The 21,164-nt window shown below is 67.5% G+C and carries 1 protein-coding gene; it reads left to right on the forward strand.

The annotated features are described in order from the left end of the window. Positions 1-20,619: a hypothetical protein gene (locus tag OIE68_RS36425; RefSeq protein ID WP_327095460.1), complete on the forward strand. Its 20,619-nt coding sequence runs from the start codon at positions 1-3 to the stop codon at positions 20,617-20,619. Positions 20,620-21,164: the final 545 nt, after the last annotated feature.

Consider the following 21,164-nt stretch of genomic DNA (forward strand, 5'->3'; position numbering starts at 1 on the left):
ATGGCTGAGCTGCCGGGTTATCTCAAATGGCTGGAATGGGTCGCCGGATCCGACTGGCCTGCGGGCGATCCCGATGGCATGTGGGGGCTGGCCGACGACTGGCGCGCGGCGGCCGCCGGACTGCGCGACATTCTGCCCGATATCCGTGCTGCGAAAACGGCGTCACTGAAGGCATATCAGGACGGCGACGGCATCGAGGCGATCATCGCCAACTTCGACAGTTATCTCGAAGGTCCGCAATCGCTCGAGATGCTGGCCCGCGATTTCGAGAAGCTGGCCGATTCGGCGACCAGCGTCGGCACCGAAATCGAATACGGCCAGCTCATGCTGATCACCTCCCTCGCGCTGCTTGCGGCCGAGATCGCGATCGCATGGATCTTTCCGCCGACCGCGCCCGCGGAGGAGGCGCTGGCGATTGCTGGAACGCGGGTGGCCATCCGGATAATCGCCAAGCGGATCATGGACAAGATCGTCGAGATCGTGGCCAAATTCCTCGGGCGTCGACTGGCGAATTTTCTGGTCCGGCACATTGCCATCGACACGGTCCTCGGCACCGTCCAGGACTGGGGAATTCAGCAGTACCAGGTGAATTCGGGGCATCGCAAGGAGGTCAACTGGGAGCAGGTCGGCATCACCGCGATCAGTTCTGCAATTGGCGCTGGTGTCGCGAGCCCAATCGGCGAGCGTCTCGGCAAGAAGCTCGCCGAGACCGAGATGAAGGCCTGGCTGCGTGGACTACTCACCGGCGCGACGGCGGGCACAGCGGGTGCCATCGCCGGATTCGGCGGCAGCGTCGGCGCGCAGTTCGCGTTCACCTGGGCGAAGTCCGGACCGGAAGGCGGCTGGGACAAGGCCGTCGAAGGTCTGAAGAAGACCGAATTCGACCTGCGCATGCTGACGGCGGGCGCCTCGAACGGCGCGATGTCCGGTGCGAATCGTGCGGCGGCCGAGAAGTTCTATCAGAATCGGCATCCGGATTGGTACCGGCCGAACGGTTCGCCGGTAAATCCGGATGACTTGACCCGCATCGGTTTTCGCCCCGATGCCGGTCCGGTTGGTGCCGGTGCCGGTGCCGATGGCGGCGGGCGTGCGGGTGCAGGTTCGGGAACCGGGCAGACCGGCGAGGGTGCGCCGAATGCGGGGCATACGGGCGAGCCTGTTGCCGGTCGTGGCGCTGGGGATGGTGCGGCCGACGGTTCGACTGCGCATGCCGTGGACGACGGGTCGGCGGCGGGAGTTGATGGTTCTTCGAATAGTCATGGTGCGGGCGATGATTCGGCGCGGGTGCATGGTGCTGATGACGGTATGTCGAAGGCGGGGGCCGCCGCCGATGGCTCTACTGCGCGTGCGGGTGATGACGGTTCGGCTGCGCATGCCGGTGACGATGGTGCGACGGCCCGCGCTGGTGGCGATGGTGCGACGGCGCATGCCGGTGACGACGGTTCGGCCGTGCGTGCGGGTGATGACGGTTCGGCCGTGCGTGCAGGTGACGATGATGCGACCGCCCACGCGGGTGATGACGGTTCCTCGGCTGCGCGGGCCGACGCGGATGCTTCCACGAACACGCAGCGCGTCGGCGATGGAACGGCGGATGGTGGAGTCGACCAGTCGAGCACGCGGAACTCGGAGGAGGGCGCCGGATCGGGAGGTGCCGTCCGTCCCGCAGGAGAATCCGCGAGTCATTCGGATGCGTCTGCGGTACAGACGAATTCGACTGCCGAATCCAACGGTGCCGGCGACCGTACGGGGTCGGCCGACCACGCGGGAGCGCGCGAGGGGCAGGGCCGCCTCGATGCCGATACCCGAGCCGACCTGACCCCTGCAAGCGTGGAACACAGTTCGAACGCGACCGCCGATGGTTCGCGCGTCTCCGGTGACAACGCGGCCCCGCAAGCAGGCACCGCCGCAGCATCGCCCACACTCCAAACCGGCACTGCCCCTACACATCCTGGCACCGCGCCGACCCACGCCGCACCCGACGCGCGGACCAGCGCAACACCATCTACTCCGCGCACGACCTCGACCGCCGACATGCGCCCCGGCGCAACCGCCAACACCGAAACCTCACGCGGCGAACAGGCCCGCCCACAACCGACCGCCGAACCCCGCACCACAGACCCACGTTCCACAACCCCATCCACCGCGGATACCCGCACCACCACCGATGGCCGCCCGGGCCCGGACCGATTCCGTACCGGCACCGGCGATACCTCCTCAGAACCCGAATCCCGCCGCGCCACAACCGAAATCCGCGCGGGCGCAGCCCAATCCACACCCCGACACCCCACCGCCGAACCCATAGCGGGCCCACAGCCAGAACCAGCCCCCATCCACGCCGAGACCCACGCCGACGACAATGCCACCGTCCGCCCCAACAGCGACCCCGCCGCACACCCGGACAGCGCCGGTGCCGTGCAGCCCAATAGGGATACCGCCGGGCGCTACGGTGCCGTGCCACCTGTCAACGACAGTGTCGTTCGTTCGGACGGCGACAGTGCGGTGCGCCCCGACAGCACCAATGCGCTGCGGCCCGAGGGCGAGAGCCCGGTGCTGTCCGACGGTGACGGTGCCACGCGGCCCGAGGGCGACGGTGTTGCCAGGCACGAGAGCGATGGCCCGGTGCGGCGCGACGGCGATGGTGCCGCGCTGCGCGATGGTGATGGCGCGGTTCCGTCCGTTGGCGACGGCGCGGTGCGCCCGGATGGCGATCGTGCCGTTCGGTCTGAGGGGGACGGCATGGCGCGCCGCGAGGGGGATAGTGCGGTACATCCCGAGAACGAGAGCGTCGTACGTCCCGACGGGGATGACGCGGTTCGTCCGCGCAACGAGGGGGCAGTGCGTATCGAGGGGGACGGCGTGTTGCGGGCAGAGGGTGAGGACGGGGAGCATCGGGGGGCGGATATCGAGCCTGCCAAGTCGCATCGTGCTGATGATTCGGCGCGGCGGGAGGAGGTCGAGGCGCGGCGGGAGGCGGCGCGGCAGCGGGCTCAATCTCTGGATCCCGCAGTGGCTTTCGTGCCTCAGCCGGCGGCCGAGCCGCATACTCATCGGACCGCGGGGGATGCGCCCACGGATAGGTCTCGTGAAGCGGCGGATGTTCAGCAGCGGCAAGGGGGCGATGAGCCTCGGATTCCGGAGCGGAATCGTGGTCGGTGCGCGGAGTTGTCGCTGCGGTTGATCAAGGCGCTTACCGGGAGTTCGGCGATCAGGTTGCCGGAGCGGGTGATCGGGCTGGACGGGATGACGGCCGCGGAGGTGCAGACGGCCGCGGGTGGGCAGTTGCGTTCGTATGACGGTCATGCCGAGATCGCGCGGCTGTTGCTTTCCATGCCGGAGGGGTCCTCGGCGCTGGTTGTCGATGAATACAGCGGTCCGGTCGACAGGTACAACGTCGGCGCGCACGCGTATGTGCTGGTGCATGAAAACGGCGGGATCGTGGTGCGTGACCCGGGGGCGGGCCGGGTGGAGGGCTTTCCGCCGACGGTGCCGCGCGAACTCCGTGGCACGTATGCGATTGCCTTCGACGCAGCCGGAAAGCCGTTGCACCCCATCGGTTCCGAGCATCCGCTCGCGACCGATCCTGGGGCCCGCATCGGCCGTTCGCTGGATGCGCAGCCCGATCAGGTCCGTGAACTGCTGCGCCAGACCGAGACCGGGCGACGGATCGCGGCAAGCTTCGACAACAGTCCCGTGCGCGACGGATTCGAGCCGTCCGCGGGTGACGGCCGAGCCGGTGAATTCCGACGGCGCGAATTGACCGCCGTCGCCTTCACCTCGGGCGCCGATCATGTCCAGCAGGCCCTCACCCTGGCCCATGAATCCGTGCACGCCGAACGGTACGTCCAGGGCCGAACCGGTGACGTCCGGGGGATGGCACGCGACGAATTCGTGCGCACCATGGTCGACGAGGAGGCCGCCGCAACCGGACGACGCTTCCAATTGGCCCAGGAATTCCGGGATCTCGGCCACGACATCGCGGTGCATCCGCTCGAAGAGACCTACACCACCGCCTACCGCGCCGCCGCCGATCTGTCGGCAAGTGATTCGTCGCTCACCCCAGCCGAGATCCGCCAGGCCGCACATGATGTCGCCGTCGATGCGCTACGCCAGGAAATCGCCACCCACGAGTGGCGAAACGGCAAGAACTACACCGATTACTACGGCGACGCCTGGGATCGCATGCATGCGGCCGATGCCGAACTCCCGTCGGGTGCCCGCATGCAGGACACCCCTGGTGATATCACCGAAAGCCTGCGTACCGGGGCGCTGGACCGCGAGTCGGCCTTCCGCGACCTGCGCAACACCTCGGAAGAACTAGGCAAGCGCGCGACGGCCCTCGGCCTCGATCCCACCCTCGCCAGACAGCCGCTGCAACGCCAGATCACCGAACGCATGCAGCGCATCACGAATGAACTTGCCGGACCGGATATTCCGCCCGAGCAGCAGGCCGAACTGCGTACCGAAGAACATGATCTGCGCACCCTCGCTGACCTGGCCGACCAGCGTCAGCATGCCCAGGCGACCTACGACCACCACGCCGACCAGTTGGCAGATGCGGCGATCAGAGAGGTTCTCACCCAACAAGTACGCGAGAACCCCGATGCGCGAATGCTCAACGAGCACATCGTGCATATTCCCGGGGAACCGGACCGTCTCGTCATCGCATCCGGCGCCGATGACCACCAGCGCGTCCTGCGAGAGGCCCAGCAGCACCCGGAAATCCGCGATCTGCTCGCCCGGCCCGAGGTCGTGCGCGAGCACCTGAACGTGGACGCCGACAAGATCGGCCGCATCAGGGTCGAGCCCATCGACGAGCCGTCACCCAACCAATTCGATCGCGCCACCGACCTCACGCCACTGGACCGTGCTGGTCAGGCGGCCCAGGAACGCATCGCCCGGATTCGAGAACAGCTGCGGGAGACCGAAATCGGCCGGTGGGCGGACGAGGTGCTCACCCGCCACGACGTCGATATCGTGCACGAGTCCGGCGCCGACGACCGCTACTACCCGAGCCGTCGCACCCTCGCCCTGGATGTCGGCACCTCCGATGCGGCACAGATGGCTGCCCTGGTGCACGGCGCCATCCACGTCGAATTGGCCCATACCCGTGCGACTCCCGGCGGTGCGCAGGAACGTATGCGCCTGCCGCGCGAGGAATACATCGCACGCATGCTCGACGAGGAAACGCGTGCGCACACGCTGGAAATCGTTGCGGCGAAACAACTCGGAGCCGCCGGACACGATCTCGCGGAAACTCCGCTGGAGCGCGCCTACACCGCGGCCTACGACCGAGCCCGCGCCCGAGCGCACGAAGAGAATTCGGAAGCGCCCGCAGCAGAACTCGATCGAATCGCCAATGATGCGGGACTGGACGCCATCCGCCCCGAGGTGGCTCAGCACCGCCCCGAGCATTCGACCGAAACCCATGCCGAGTTCTACGGCCACGCGTGGGATGACGCGCACGGCATCCGCTCGTTCGACGATATCGTCCGCTCCGCCATCGCTTCCGGCGAGCGTTCGGTCACGGTGCTCAGCGAGGGGTCCTCGGTGCATGCCGCCAGGAAGGTGGAGCTGGTCACCTTCAACGATGGCACCGAACTGATCCGCAAGACCGTCTTGAATCCGCGCCACGCCGTCGCCGAGCGGCTGGCGTCGCTGCTCGGCCGCACCATCGGCGCGAATGTGCCCGAGGTGTTCCATGCCAAATCCAATGTCGTGTACATGGAGAAGTTGACGGGACGGGTTGCGGCCGAACGGCATCCGCAGTTCGTCGATGTGCACGAGCTCGGTTACGCCGATACCGTCGCGGGTCGTGCGCTCGGTCTGCTCGACGCGCTGATCCGGATTCCGGACCGCGATGCACAGGGCTGGATGATCGGCCCGCAGCGTGAAGTGCTCGGTATCGACCACAGTCGCGGCTTCGAGGAAAGCGATGCCGCGCGACATGCGTTGAGCCCGTTCGCCGAACACTTCCTGCGTCGCAATGGTGACAGCATCGAGGTCATCGACCACCATCTGCCGCGCGCGGTGGTCGACGCGATCACCGAACGCGTCGCCGCGTTGCGACCGGAGTTCGTCAAGCACGGGCGGGGCCAGTGGCACGACACGGTGATGGCACGCCTGGCCGAAATCCGGGCGCACGCCGGCGAGCTGCCGCCCGAACACGGCGATGTTGCGATGCGGCCGGAGGATTCGAGCAGGCGCGACGAGGATTTCGACGACCGTCCGAACGCCTACACCAACCGGTACGGCGGTGACAACCAGCACGGCATCCACGGCCGAGTCGATGCGGACGGCGCGCTGCGCGCGACGGTGCGCATCGGTGACGGCACGCCGACCGGGCGCGAAATGTTCCGGGACATGATGCGGGAGCTCGGACATCAGGTGACCGAGATCCGTGCCGAATGGAATGCCGACGACCGGGTGCGGGACGACCTCGACACCTTCAATGCCGGTGTGCAGGAGCTGTACCTGACTCCGGAAGAGGCGGCACGCAACACCTTCACCGGCAAACTGGCTGTCGAACTCGGCTTCACCGAGGTGAGTTTCGATCACGATGCGATGCGCGGTCGGCCGGGCGAGTACGAGAAGGTCGTGGCGCATTTCAGCAGACCGGAGACCTCGGTCCGATCCGAAGCGCCGGGTGACGGCGCGGATTCGCCCGAGTTCCGGCCGACCGGCGACGGTCCCGAACCGGACACCGGGGCCTGGCAGGTCCGGCCGCGGGATATGGCCGGTGGTCCGGTGTGGGAACTGCTGGGGCGCAGCGAAATCGGACGCGAGGCCGCCGATGCACTGCGGGCCGCCGGTGTCGCGGTGCGCTTCGAAGATGGTCAGCGGGACTCGTTCAACGGCCGGACCATGGACGTGTCCGTCGACACCCATGACCGCAGCCAGCCCGCCCAGGCGGAGGCGCTGGTACGTGCGGCGGTACTCGCGGATGCCGTGCTGTCCGGTCGGGTCGAGGTGGATCCGGCCCGTATCCGCGCCATCGATCGCGCGGATTACGTTGACGCACAGCTACGTACGGAAGCAGAGGTGCTCGGCCGGCAGGCCGAGTTCCGTCGAGAGCTGGGCGCGGCCGGATATCCGGAAACGGCCCCGACCACACACGATATTGCCGATTCGGCCTATACCCGCGCCTTGCACGAGCAGTATCTGACCGCCCGCGACGCGGCCGTGGCCGCTGCGGATCCGGGGCTGGGCGAGCACGAACTGCGCCGAATCGGCCGTGCGGCGGGCATCGAGGCGGTGCTGTCCGGCGATATGTTCGACTCGCCGCTCTATCCGAGTGAGGGCGCGAGTCTGCGAGATATCCACGGCGGCACCTGGGACGCTCAGCAGCACCCGGACGGAATGTACGAGCCGGCGTCCGCGGAATCGGCACGGGAACTGCAGCGTCTGGTCCGCGAACATGCCGCGCTCACCCGGGAACTGCGTGCGGTCGAAGGCGATTGGAATCGAGCGGTCCGCCGACTCGGAGCCTTCGATCCCGAAATCCACCGCGGCGACCGGGATCTCTTCGAGCGCGGCCGACAAGCGGTGACAGACAATAGGATCCGGCGAGCCAGTGGTGCCGGAATGAATTCCGAGCGCACCGCGCAGGTGCGCGCGCTGGCCGAGCTGACCCGCCGGCATGGCGAGGTCGAGGCGGAGCGTAATCGTCTGCTCGATGAGATCGCGGCACGGGTCGGCCGCGAAGTGCTCGGCCCGGAAGCCCTGGACGGGCATTGGGTTGACGACCGGGTCGCGGTGCTGCCCGGTGAACCACTGCGAGTGATCGTGGTCGATGCTCGCGGTGATCATGCCGCGATATCGCGCGCGGCGGCGGATCGAGGCAGCGATCTGCATCGCGCCATCCGCTACGGCGATGCCGTCGCGGAACGGGTCCGCGTCAGCGTCGACGATTCCGGTGCCGTCCAGGTGCGCCGGGAGCCCGTGGATCTGCGCGCCGCCTGGGTCGACGCTGCCGCAGCGGATGTGCGTGCGGAGGTAGACCACCTGGTGGCACCGCGACCGCCGGACGAACCCGCCGCGGCATTGCCGGACCAGTCGATGGCCGACACCGCGCAGGTGGCGTCGGACCGGCTGCAGCGCATCCTCAGGGGCAACGGACTCGGACGGTGGGCGACCGAGGTACTGGCCAGGCACGGGGTCGAGATCCGCTTCGGACTCGACGTGGATTCCAGCCGCTACGACGGCAGACAGCAGCGTGGCGTCGACGCCGGATACGACCCGGCCTCGAATACCGTGCTACTCGGCCTGACCGATACACCGTCCCAGCATGCGGCGGAGGCGATTCGGGCGGCATATCTGGCCGAACAACTCGGCGACGGTCCGCTCGAGCGATTCACGCTCGGACGCGACGAATACGTCGATCTGATGCTCGATCGGGAGGCGATGGCACAGGCCAGAGCCTTCGAATTCGACCGGTGGCGGCAGTTCGGGACGGAAGCATCACCGGCTCCGGAAACGTTGCTGTCCAAGGCATATAAGGACGCCTTCAAACAGGCGGAGCAGCAAGCCTTGCGGGCCTACCGCGACAACCGTGAGGTCGCGGACAGCATGATCGATGCGGCCGCACACCATGCCGCCGCCCGTGAAGTGCGAAATCGGTTGGTGGAGTTGGGCCCGCGCGTCGACGGCGGTGACCTCGCCGCGTTCTACCGGGCGCGGTGGGACAGTGCACACGGAATTACCCGTGCGCCCGGCGAGGGGCCGCCGACGCACCACACCGACACCCCAGCGATCCGGGATCAGCGCAACCGTCAGTACGCGGCGGAGATCGAATCCCTTCGACTGCTGCGTGATTCGGGCCGCTTCGTGCCGGTCGGTCCGGCCGAACGCGCGTACGCCGACGCCTACGACCGCGCCTATCAGCGTGCGGAGCGTGCTGCGGCTCGCTCGAATGATCCGGCGATCCGGCCGGAGCGGGCGGGCTACGAGGCGGGGCGCGAAGCGCTGCGCAAATACATCGACAAGGTCGGTCTGGAGCCCGCCGAGGTCGCGTTCGATGTCGCTCGGCACGCCGACGACAACGTCGACGACTACCGCCCGTGGTCGGATAAGACCGAGCCCGAAACCGGGCGTCCGGCCGATCAGGACGCATCGCCGCGCCCGATGAGTTCGGAGGAAACCGCCGACCGTGTACGTCGTGCTCTCGACGATGAGCTGGCGCGGGATCCGGGTGGGGCCCGGCGCACCGAACGGGTCGGCCAGTTTCCGGGTCACCAGCCGGTGGGACGCGGACGTCTGGTGGTGGTGGCGCCCGAGGGCCAGCACATGGACGCGCTGCGCGAACTGGCCGCGACGCATCCGGAATACACCAATGTGCTGTGGGACGGCACACAACGGATCGAATACCTGCAAGTGGGGCCCGGTTCCGATGGTCTGCACGATGCCCGGTTCATCACCGCCGACACTGCCGAGGGTCCCTACCGTCGCCCGACCGAAGACGAGGCGGCCACCGAACTACTCGCGCACTACCTGCGCTACCGCGCCGCCGGGCAGACGGATGTCGGCTTCGATGCCTGGGTACGCCAGCTCGGCCCGGATGCCTTCAATACCAGGGAAAATGCGTACCCGAACCTCGAGGGCAGACTGCGCCTGGACTTCATGGCCCGCGGTTACGAACTGGTCGAAGCGGATCCGTCGATCGGCGAGCCGCATCCGGCGGAGGTGGCGCGTCGGCTGCTGACGCGGCAGGTGGCGATGCCGGAATCCGCTGATACGGCAGGGCGGGAACGTCGCTGGCCGCAGTTCAGTCGAACCGAAGTGAAGACGCGGGCGTGGGACTTCCCGGTCACGCTGCAGTCCGATGGCAATGGCGGCTGGCGGGTGGCGCCGCCCACCGGAGCCGGCGGCGCGGGCGATGTGCTGGCCAGGCAGTTCCAGGGCATGTCCGATACCGATACCGGGCGGCTCAGGGAACGGATAACCCGAATCCTGCTTGATGGTTCGGCCGATCTGCACGACCACAGTGCGCCGAAGGGCCTGCTGCGCAGGATTACCGACCGACTGTCGTTCGGGAACCGATCGGACGAGGGTGATGCCGCGCCGCGACCGATCGATCGGCCACGGCCCGAAGATGATTCGTTCGACGCACCGGAGTTCCCACCGGCACATCCGGACGATGGCGCACAGGAGCGACAGGCCCAGCAGCAGCGACAAGACGTGCTGGATCGGTTGGCGGCCGAGAATGCGGTTGCGGTGCGCGAGCGCGACGAGGCAAGGGCCGCAGGCGATCCGGAGCGCATCGCGCGGACCGAGGAGCGGGTCGAACGGCTCGATGAGGCGATGGCGATCGCACTGCAGCGCGATGCGTTGTTGCGGGCCGGTGCGATTCCGGTGACCGATCGGGTCGGTGTGGTGCCGGGTGAGCTGGCGCGCGTGTTCGTGGTCGGCTGGGGCGACGGTGATCCGGTCCGCGTGCTGGACGATGCGGCCGCCCAACATCCGCAGCTCGCGGAGTTGCGCGCCGAACCCGGCACGGTTGTGCGCGAGCTGCGGATCGGTGCGCAAGGCGAGACACGTGTACTGCGCATCGATGATCCGGCGGCGCGGCAAGAGGTCGAGCGGCCAGCCGAGGCTGGTGGCGGCGGTAAGAAGCCGCCGTCCGAGCCTCCCGTCCCCGCCGGGACGCCCGACTATCCGGAGCACTCGCGAAACGAGAACTCCGGCAACGGATCCGAGGAGCCGTCGGCGGGACGGCCGTTCGCTCCGGCGAATCCGGACGCGCCGCGCCGCGTCGTCATCGATGCCAATGGCGAAGAGGTGCCGCTACAGGTGCGGCCCGACGACGCGGGTCGCTGGCGGGTCGAAGCTCCCGAAGAATCCAGAACACCCGCTCGCCCAGCGGATTCCGAGCCGCCCGAGAAGAAATCGCCGCTGCGTCGAGCGTGGGAGCGGATTCGGGAGAAGATGCGGGTACGTGGTTACGTGGGCGACTACCCGAAGTACCCGTCGGGTTCGGGTGAGGACCGCCGCGGCCAGAACGCGCTGAAGGATGGCGTCGAACATGCACCGGACCTCTTCGAGTCGCATCCGAATGCGCCCCATCCGCCGCAGGCGACACCCGGGCACGAGACCGTCGCTCGACCGGCGCCGGAGAGTGCAGGCGAGGGCCTCAATATGGCCCGAATCGCCAAGGAGGGCTGGACCGCCTGGCGCAATCGGGAGCATCTGCCGATCCTGAACAGGTTCTCCGGTCGGACCCGGGATGTGGCAGGCGATTTCGTGGTGCCACGCACGTCCGATGGCGAGGAATACCGGTTCTGGGTCAGCGATGCCGATCCGGATCTGGTGCGCCAGACCGTCACCGAACTGCTCGAGGTCGAGGCCATCGCGCCGGAAGAGGCGCGGGCGGTGCTGGAAGAGGCACTGGCCGTCGCCGATCCGAAACAGCGGCAGCGGATCATCGATGACCTGGAGAACTTCGGTCTGATCTCCGACGAGGAGGCCAGGGCACTCGAGCACGAGCCGACGCATCCGGAGCCGACTACCGAACTCGACGGTCCGCCACCGGAAGACGAATCGCTCACCGATAAGGCACACCGCCTCGGTTTCGACCTGCCCGACGAAAGTCCGGAGACCATTCGCCGGGTACTCGACGAGCAGCAATACCGGACGATGCGTGAAGCGGCCGTGATCGCGGGCCTGGCGGAGGCGGCCGATCGCTTCAACGAGGAGGTCACGCGTCCGTACGTCGATGCCGACCTGCTGGGCGACTCGGCGCCCGAACTGCACGGTCGAGAGCCGGTGGCGGGCGAAATCGAGGATCCCGATGCCAGGCGGCTCGACGAGGACGAGGACTACTACGACGAGGACGAGCCGACCCGCGAGTCCGGCCCCGGATGGGGCGCGCCCGATGCCACGGGCCGTCCGGTGCCGCTGGCCGACCAGCTCAGCATCTTCGACGACAATCCGATGGGCCGCTTCCTCAAGGAGCTGATCAGCGCCTTCGACGGGCATCCGGGTCTGCAGAACTTCCGGCCGGTCGGCAATGGCGCTGACCCGCTGCGCGAATGGGGTGATATCGGGGACGGCCAGGAACTCGGCCGAGACCAGGGTCCCAGGGTGTTCTTCGAGCATGCCCTGCGCCGCGACCAACTGCGCGACGAGGCGTCCACGTGGGCGCAGATGTTCGGCTTGGATCTCAACGATGTGAACCCGCGGAATCTCGATGCCACGCTGCGCAGGCTATGGGCCGAGAACGATGCGCGCGCCGCTCGGGTCGCCGAATTCGCCGACGCCGCCGAACCGCATCTGCGTGCCGGAGAGCAGGAGCCGGTCGGGGAGATCCATGGCGATCAGGTCGCTCGGGTGCCCGTCGGGGAAGGCGCGCCGGACCGGCTGGTGGTGATCAATGGGCCGCTGGACCGGGCGGATGCGCTGGCCAGGGCGCTCGCCAATGATCCTGCCTTGGCCGATGCCCTCAATCGTGGTGAGGTCGAACTCGATTACCGGAACGCGCGCACAGATCGCGTGGGGCAGATTCATCTGGATCCGGTCGAAACACCCGAGGTGTACCACCATCGGGAGACGATCGATGGCCGCGAGCTGGTTGTCACGATGGTGCGCGACAACGACGGTCAGTGGCGCGCCGTGCAGGCACCTATCGAGGAGCCGACGAGCCATTCGCCCGGCCACGAGAGCGATGCGCCGCCGCGCACTCGGGCGGAAATGGTCGCCGAAATCGTCGATCTGGCAAACGAACTCGGCCTCGGACCAGCGGCGCTGCACCCGGATCGGCTGGCACAGACCATCGCGGAATTGAAGCTGGCCAATGCCCTGCGCGCCGGTCAGGTCGAGGCGCTGGCCGACTTCGCGCGCACGATGAACGAGATCGAGAACTTCAACGATATCGGCGATGCGCGTGGACAACTCGCGCACCGGCTCGATATTCCGGAGTCGGAGCTCACGCCTCGGCGGGCTGCCGAGGCGCTGGCCGATCCGGAATGGCGCAGTGCGCGGCGCGAACAGCAGTTCAAGGATCTGGCCGATTACGCCAAGCAGTTGCGCGATATCGATCTGAGAGCGGTCAATGCCGCACGCGATCGCTTGGCCGCACAGCTCGGCCTGAACAGCTCGGAATTGTTGCAGCCGAACAAGATTCGAATCGCGGATGACGGTGAGATCCTGCGCGGACTGGATGCGAACGGACTGGATCCAGCGAAGCTGCGCAAGGTGATCGCGGGCCTCGAAGGTAAGCATGATCAGGTGGTCGACGCGCTCACCGAATATATGCGTGCGCTGATCGATGTCGATCCGTACTCCGATGTGCCTCGGGGGGATCTGTCCGCCGATCCGCGGGCCGCTGGCGAACCGCCTATCCATGAGCTGGCCTGTGTGCAGGCGTTGCGTGAACTCCTCACTGAGGCAATGCAATCCGGTGATGCGCTCGATCTCGGAAGTGTGCTTGCCGACCATCCGGGTCGCGCCGACGGCGTATCCGGCGAGGGGCGTGGGCGGCCCGAACCGAATCGCGACTGGGCCCGGCTGGTCGGTGTCGATATCGCGGGTGCGGACGATGCGACCTTCCGTAAGGTGTACGAGGCCTACCGCGATGGAAAGATCGAGAAGCACGAGGGGCTCAGTCCGAGCGAGCTGACTGCGGAGCTCGGTCGTATACGCGCGGAGATCCAGACTCGCGCCGAACAGATCAGAAATCTCGCGGCGCTCCTCGACGAGTTCTACGACGCTCCGAGTGAGTTGGCTGGTGCGCCCCGCGGGCTGGGTGGGCCGGACGAGGGCGGACCCGGGCCCAAGCCCGTCGGCCCGGAGGACCCGGGGGCGAGCGGTGCGGTCGATCCCTCTGTCCGGCCTGGGGGCGATGAATCTGAACCTGGTGCCCAGCAGGAATCCGGATCGGGTGGTGTGGCCGATCCGCCAGTCAGGCCCGGGGGCGATGAGTCGGGCGCGGCGTCCGAGCTGGATTCTCGATCGGACTGGAAGCGGCAGATGGATGCCGAACAGGACGAGTGGAACGCGCGCATGCACGCGGAACTCGACGAGTGGGTGGCGCGGATGCGCGCGGAAGAGAATGTGCCGCAGCGCAATTCCGACGATCCGAGGTCACGGATCGACGAAGCGTTCCAGCGTGAGTCGGCGGCGGCGGAAGCGGATTTCCGGCGTCATGAGGAGGCTTCCGAGGCCGCGCATCAAGCGCTGCTGGATCACCTCGATGAATTGGCGCGCCGGCTCGAGGAGCGTTTCGGAGATGTCGACGATTCGCAAAAGACCGTGCCGGCACCGGATTCGGCTGATTCCGAGCCGCCTATCGATGAGGCGTCACCCCATGATTCCGGGGATGGCGAGGAGTCCGCACATCATCAGGATGAAGACGCTGAGTATCGAGCGTTGATCGACCAACTCGATGAGTTGGTGCGGCGCCTCGAAGGGGATTCCGAGGAACCGCCGCCGTCGGATGAAGATGGTCCTGAGCCGACGGCATTGCCGTCCGGCCCGCCACACGATCCGCCGGACAGTCCGGCTTCCGGTGCGAAACTGATCCCGGAGTCGTCCGAGCCGACGCGCGCCGAGGAGCCTGTTCTGGTTCGTTTCGACGACGATTCGGATGGCGTGGAGCCTGTTCGTCCGGAGGAGGCGGGTCCGGATGAGGCCACCGAACCGGTCGCCGAAGCCGGTGGCGGGTCGAAGAAGCCACCCGCCGACCCGCCCGCCCCGCCGGTGCCCGAGCCGGAGGAACCGTCGGGTGGGAACCAGGGTGGGGAAGAGCGCGGCGGGGATAACCGGCGGGATGACCCGCCCACGTCCGAGCTGGAGAAACCGTCGGGTCGGAACCAGGATAGTGAACAGAGCGGCGCGGAGAACCGGCGGAACGACACGGAAGCAGCCGGGAACTCGGAGCCAGGGAGCGAAGCCCGGACCGGACCGGAGCATGAGGAGGCGGTGCGGGTGCATGCGGATGCGATCGCGCGACGGGATGCGCTGGCGGCCCAAATCGCGGAGCTGGCCGACCGACTTCCGGCGCAGGAGGATGCGGATGCGTGGACGCCGCGCCGAATTCGGGCGACCGTTGCCGAATTCGCGGGGCGGCGACTGCTTTCGGATGCCGATCGTGCCGTTGTAGCCGAATTGGAGCGGCTCGCACCGGAATTCGCACGAGTGGATGCCGAGGTCGGCGAACTCGCGGCCCGCATCGGACTGGTCGACGAGTACGACCGGCTGCTGCAGGAGCGACGAGATCTGGTGCGCGAGCGCGAGTTCGTGCGCGCCAAGGCCAATGAGCGCGCCGCCAATTTGGGGCTGGACGATTCGACCGAATGGGTGCGCCGGGACCCGGATGCGCGCGACGAGGCGATTCAAGCGCTGCATGCCCACGCACGGACCGATGTCGTCGACGTGCTGGGTGGTCTCGAGGAGGCGAACCGGCAGGTGCGCAGTCCGGTCGAGCCCGGGGAGCAGGGACGGCGCGAAGAGGCGCTGCGCAAACTCATTGCGGCGACCGAGGACTTCGAATCGCTCGACGATCAGGTGCGGCGCGCGGATCAGCGGCTGTCCGAGCTGGAGGACCAGGGCGTCGCGCGGCACCGCCCGCCGTCGGAGGAGGGTGCTGCCGACATCGATCGGATGGCGCGGGAGCGGGCGGAGGAGCTCCGGCAGATCAAGCCGCGGCGGACCATGCGCGACGATCTGGCCGTCCGGCTCGGTGTGGTCGATGAGTCGGGCAATCCGGATGAGGCTGCGCTGCAACCTGATCGGCTGCGCAGCACGATCACCGGTCTGCGATTCGATGCGGATGACGAGGTGCGCGATGGCACGCTGTCGCCGGATGAGTCGGCGGCCCGCCATCGCGAGATCGACGGACTCTTCAACGCCGCCGACGATGTGAACCAGGCGCACAATCGGATCGGTCGACTCCAGGACGAAATGGCCGGAGCCGCGGGCGTATGGCGGCAGCAGGTCGAAGCCGAAGGTGGCCGTATGGCCACCGACCGGGTCGGCATCGTGGAGGGCGAGCGACCCCGCATCATCGTGTACGGTCCGCGCCTCGATCCGGCGTCACCGCGCGCGGATCACGATCGGGCCCTCGCCGATGCGCTGCGCCGCGATCCCGCCGTCGCCCAGGCGATGGTGCGTCCGGAAACCCGCGTCGAATACCGCCAGGTGCTCGCGGATCGCGAGGGCAATACCCGGACGTTGCGAATGCCGCCACCCGAGATCCGGCGACTGAGCACCGGCTGGCACAACGGCAGACGTATGGATATGACGTCGTGGGTCGACGCCGAAGGCACTGTGCACCATGTCGATCCGACTCGCCCCGATTGGGTGGGCAATCGAGATGCCGGGACGGTGCCGAAGAAGTTCACGCCCAAGGATCCGCCGGACGGTGTCAGCGGCTGGGCCATGGAGGATGTCGTCAACGACATCACCCTGCCGACCGATCACGTTCCGCCGGGTGAGATCGCGGAGAGCACGCTGCCGGTCAATATGCCGCAGGCGCCGTCACGCTACGACACGTCGTCCGTGCCGCCGGGCACACCGATCTTCGAACAGCATTGGGGCGGTGACGCTTACAACATCACCCGGCTGATCCTGATGGCCGCGCAGACGCCGAAGCATCCGGCGGTGAAGGCCTGGATCCAGGCGCATCCGGAGATCGGTGAGTGGGTGCAGGCCCGGCCGTGGCTGCAGAAGATTCCGCCGTTCGGCACCGTCTTCCGCAATTACGAGTGGTTCGCGGGACCGGAGCGCAATATTCAGCCCATGCATCGGCCGTGGGATCCGGCCGAACACGGCAACCCCGCGGACCGGGTGGAGATTTCCGAAGGGCTGCAACGGGAATGGGATCGCGACGTCGCGAACTGGCGTCGCGTGCAGGATTGGGCCGATGCCGAGTACGAGCGGTTCCTCGCCGATGACAGCGATATCGATCGGATCATGGACGGGCTCGACGCCCACCGCCGTGCCCAGCAGGTGGCTGCGGCACGGGATGTGGTCGGGACCGTGCAGGACAGGCTGGTAACCGCGGATCGCGGTATCGACCCGACCCGCGATGTCGATGCGCAGTTCCTGCGGATGCAGGACGAAAATGACCGTGTCGCAGACGATTTGGCCGACCGCTTTCAGGTCGACGATCGGGATGCGGTACGCGACACCATCGCCGATATTCGCGAGCTCTTGCGCGCGGGCGCCGATCCGGATGCGATCGCTCAGATCCTGGCCCAGCACACGCGCCACGACGTACCGGATTTCACGCGCGCCGAGATCGAGCAGATCAAGAACCACCTGATGGTCGACGAGCATCTGGTGCGCGATTACAGCGATCCCAATGGCACGTATATCCGTCGCCCGATGGATCGCCTCGCCGATGTCGCCGAGGCATGGAACCGGTTGATGGCGGGCGAACCGCTGCCCCAGGACCTGGTCCTGCTGCAGGATGCGCGCGCCGAATCCGGCTTCCTGCGCGCCAATCCCGGTGCCACCTGGCGCGCCGCCAACACCCACGCCATCGGCCTCGGCTTCCACTGGGACGCGGACCGCCCGCCGCTCACCGACTGGCGTGCGGGCATTCCGTACGCCGTCGACATCGTCGCGCCTGATCCGTCCTGGTCGCCGCCCGACCAGCACGCCGGCCCCGAACTGCCTCCGCCGCCGGATGCGCCGCAGTTGGGTGCCACCCCGCCGAAGCCGGATGCGCCGAGCTCCGATGGGAGTGCGCGACCCGGTGCGGAGCCGGAATCCGTGCCGGAGGTTCAACCGGAAGGCACTGCGCCGGGACAGGATCCCGATCCGGCCGCTCGACAGGCCGAAATCGAACGCGTCGCGGACGAATGGGCAGCTGCGTTCGTCGCCCGTGAAGACGCGCGCACCGCCCTCGACGAGGCTATGGCCGACCCGAGCCCGGAACACGCGGACGAACAACAGGCCGCGACCCGCCGACTGGACGAGGCCGACGCCGAACTGACGCGGCTGAACGAGGAACTGAGCCGTGCGGTTGCCCACGACATCGCGGAAACTGAAGCAACTCATCATGATTCGGGAGGAACGCGGCCGGACGCGCCTGCACGGCAGGATTATTCGGGCACCGATACCTCGCCCGACGTGACCGGCGACGGTGGTTCAGGTCGTCCACCTCGAGACCACCCGACCCCGGCATCTCCGGACGAACCCACCGACCCGGTGCAGCGAATCGAGCAGACTCGCCAGCGCGCCGAGGCGGGGTTCGACGAGTTGCAGCGCCGCATCGATGCCTGGCACGAGGAAGCGCTGCGCGAGAACGAGCAGCGCCATGAGGAAGCACTCCGATCACTCTTGGATTCCGCTCCGCCGCCATTGTCGGACCCGCCGCTGGACGGCGCTGAGCCGACATCGGACGATGCTGCCGGACCGGATGGTTCGCCGAGCCGACACACGGACGGCGATTCCCTCGACCCGGTGCAGCGAATCGAGCAGGCGCTCCAACGGGCTCAGGCCGGATTCGATGAGTTGCAACGTCGCATTGATGCCTGGCATGCGGATGCGTTGCGGGAAAACGAGCGCCGCTATGAGGAGGCCATCAACTCGCTGAGTGAGCCGGACCGGCCGGTGTGGCGCGACGGCTCATCGACTCCGATACGGGAAGCGCCGCTCTCGGATGTTGTCGAGCAACCTGATTCAGCGATTCCGCAACATCCGGATGAGGTCAGCTCTGATCCGGTGCGGCGGATCGAGGAAACGTGGCAGCGCGCCGAGGCCGGATTCGATGAGCTACAGCGCCGGATCGATGCATGGCATGCGGAAGCGTTGGCAGAGAACGGGCGTCGCTTCGACGAGGCCATACGTGCCTTGGCTGATCCCGGCCCCCAGCCGAATTCTGATTTGCCAGCTGCGGACCCTGTTGCACGGCAGAGTGATCCGCTGCGTGAGATCGAAGAGATCCGCCAACGCACCGCCGCTGGGTTCGATGAGTTGCAGCGACGAATCGATACGTGGCATGCGGATGCGCTGGCGGCCAACCAGCGCAGGCATGAAGAAGCCCTCCAGGCACTGGCGGAGCGGCCGCGACCGGACGATGGTGCCGAGCAGAGCGATCTACTGCGCAGGATCGACGAGCTTCGCCAGCGCGCCCAGGCCGGGCTGGATGAGTTGCAGCAGCGGATCGATGCCTGGCACGAAGAGGCATCGGCGGCGAATCAACGCAGGTTCGACGAGTTCAACCGATCGTTGAATGCGACGGTGCCGGAGGGGGATAACTCCGACACAAGTGGTCGTGCGCCGGAGCCCGGCCAGGCCGATTCGGGTCCGGCGGAGGCCCGCGGACCGCTCGCGGGGCGGTCGGGTGATTCCGAGCCGTCGCCGCTCCCCGGCTCGGTGCTGCGCTCCCATATCCCGCATCCGCCGAGGCTGAACCACGAGTACGAGATGCCTGATCCGCCGAGCAGGGCACCGTTCGATCCGACGTGGCCGCTGCCGAAGCACCCGCCGGAACCCCCGAAGCCACCACACCCGCCAACGCCACCACACCCACCGAAGCCGCCTGTGCCGCCGCGGCCGCCTGTGCTGCCGCATGAGCCGAAGCCGCCCAAACCACCTGTCCCCCCGAAGCCCCCGCTTCCACCGACACCACCGGTTTCGCCTGTGCCACCTACTCCTCCGGTGCCATCGCCGACGCCAGTGCTACCTTTCCCACCGACGCCCCCGGTGCCGCCGACGACACCGGAACCACCGACGCCACCGGTGCCACCGGCTACACCGACGCCTCCGGTGCCACTGCCGACGCCGGTGCCACCTTTCCCACCGACGCCACCGGAACCACCGGTGCCACCAACGACGCCGGTGCCGCCTTTCCCGCCGCCGCCGGAACCTCCGGTGCCGCCGACCACGCCACCGGAACCACCGGTGCCTCCGCCGCCGCTGGTGCCCCCGTTCCCCCCGACCACGCCGGAACCCCCGCAACCCCCGACGTTCCCACCCCACGACCCGACCACACCCCCGCACGACCGGATACACCCACCGTCATCAGGCCACCCGTCGGAACCCCCGAACCGCCCGGATACGCCCGTAACCTCGGAGCCACCCAACCAGCACCATTCAGGTGCCCCGATGTCTCCCGGCCGGCCCGACGCATCCCACCAGCCGATCAACCCCATTGCACCGCAACAAGACCCGACTACTCAAACAACTCCACCGCCGATGACACCCCCAACCATCGGCGCACCACCGTCACCCACACGAAACCGCCAAGGTTCCAACGGCCACCGCAACCGCCCATCCCAGAACGGCAACAGTGCAACGCTTTTCGTCCAACCCTTCTCCGGCTTCGGAGTGCCCGCACACTTCGACCCGGAAACCGGCGCACTCCAAGCCGTCGGTGGCGGAATCGGCCCGCAACTCGGCGTATACGGTGATCTCGGTGACACACCGGTCGTCTTCTACCGAGACCTCTCCGGCCTCGCCCTACGCATCGGCGACAACACCATCAACCTCGACACCCCCCTCGTCGCAATCGAATGGGAACCCGTAGAGAACCGCCGAACCCGCTTCGCCGTCACCGCCTCCGGCACCGTGGTCTGTCAACTCCTGTACCGCTCGCTCCCACCCGAACTCGACCTGGGCCGCCTGATCCACGACGTCTGCGCCACCCCCACCCGCCGCACCCAAATCTTCATCCGCTGACCCAGGCGCACCGATCGAGCCGGTTGCTTGTCCGGATTCGCTGGTGGTGGGCAGTATTCCGGCCTGAGCGAACCCGGCTAGGCGATAACCGGGCATCGCTTAGATCGGCCCTCGTGAATGCTCTTGCGGGACACGGAATTCGGACCAGTACTGACGACGCATCGCATCCCACAACCGCGCGAGTTTCGGGAATTGCTTGCGCATCTGAACCAGGTCCGAGGCAGGGGCGGACATCAACCGTCGGCTCGAGAAGGCTTCCGAGCGGAGCGAGGAATCGGCGAATCTGGCCGAGCAGCAGGAACTCGACATCGAGATGAAGAGGCTCGAGCTCGATCAACGACGGCAAGAACTGGAGATGCGTCAACGCGAGTTCGAGTTCGAGATGGAGAAGAAGCGAGGGGGCCTTACGGAGTGAGGCGGGTCCAGAGCTGTTCCTTCAGGGACGGTTAAGCGGTGGACTTTCGTGAATCGCGTATCTCGGCGCTGTGCCAGGATAGGAACGGTAATAAGCTCGGGCACTGTGCGTGCGTTCCCATGTGCGGTGC

The sequence above is a fragment of the Nocardia vinacea genome (assembly GCF_035920345.1).
In the GTDB taxonomy this organism is placed as follows: Bacteria; Actinomycetota; Actinomycetes; order Mycobacteriales; family Mycobacteriaceae; genus Nocardia; species Nocardia vinacea_A.

Excerpts from the sequence above, each read along its gene's own strand:
- OIE68_RS36425 (WP_327095460.1), top strand. The coding sequence starts at position 1 with ATGGCTGAGCTGCCGGGTTATCTCAAATGGCTGGAATGGGTCGCCGGA.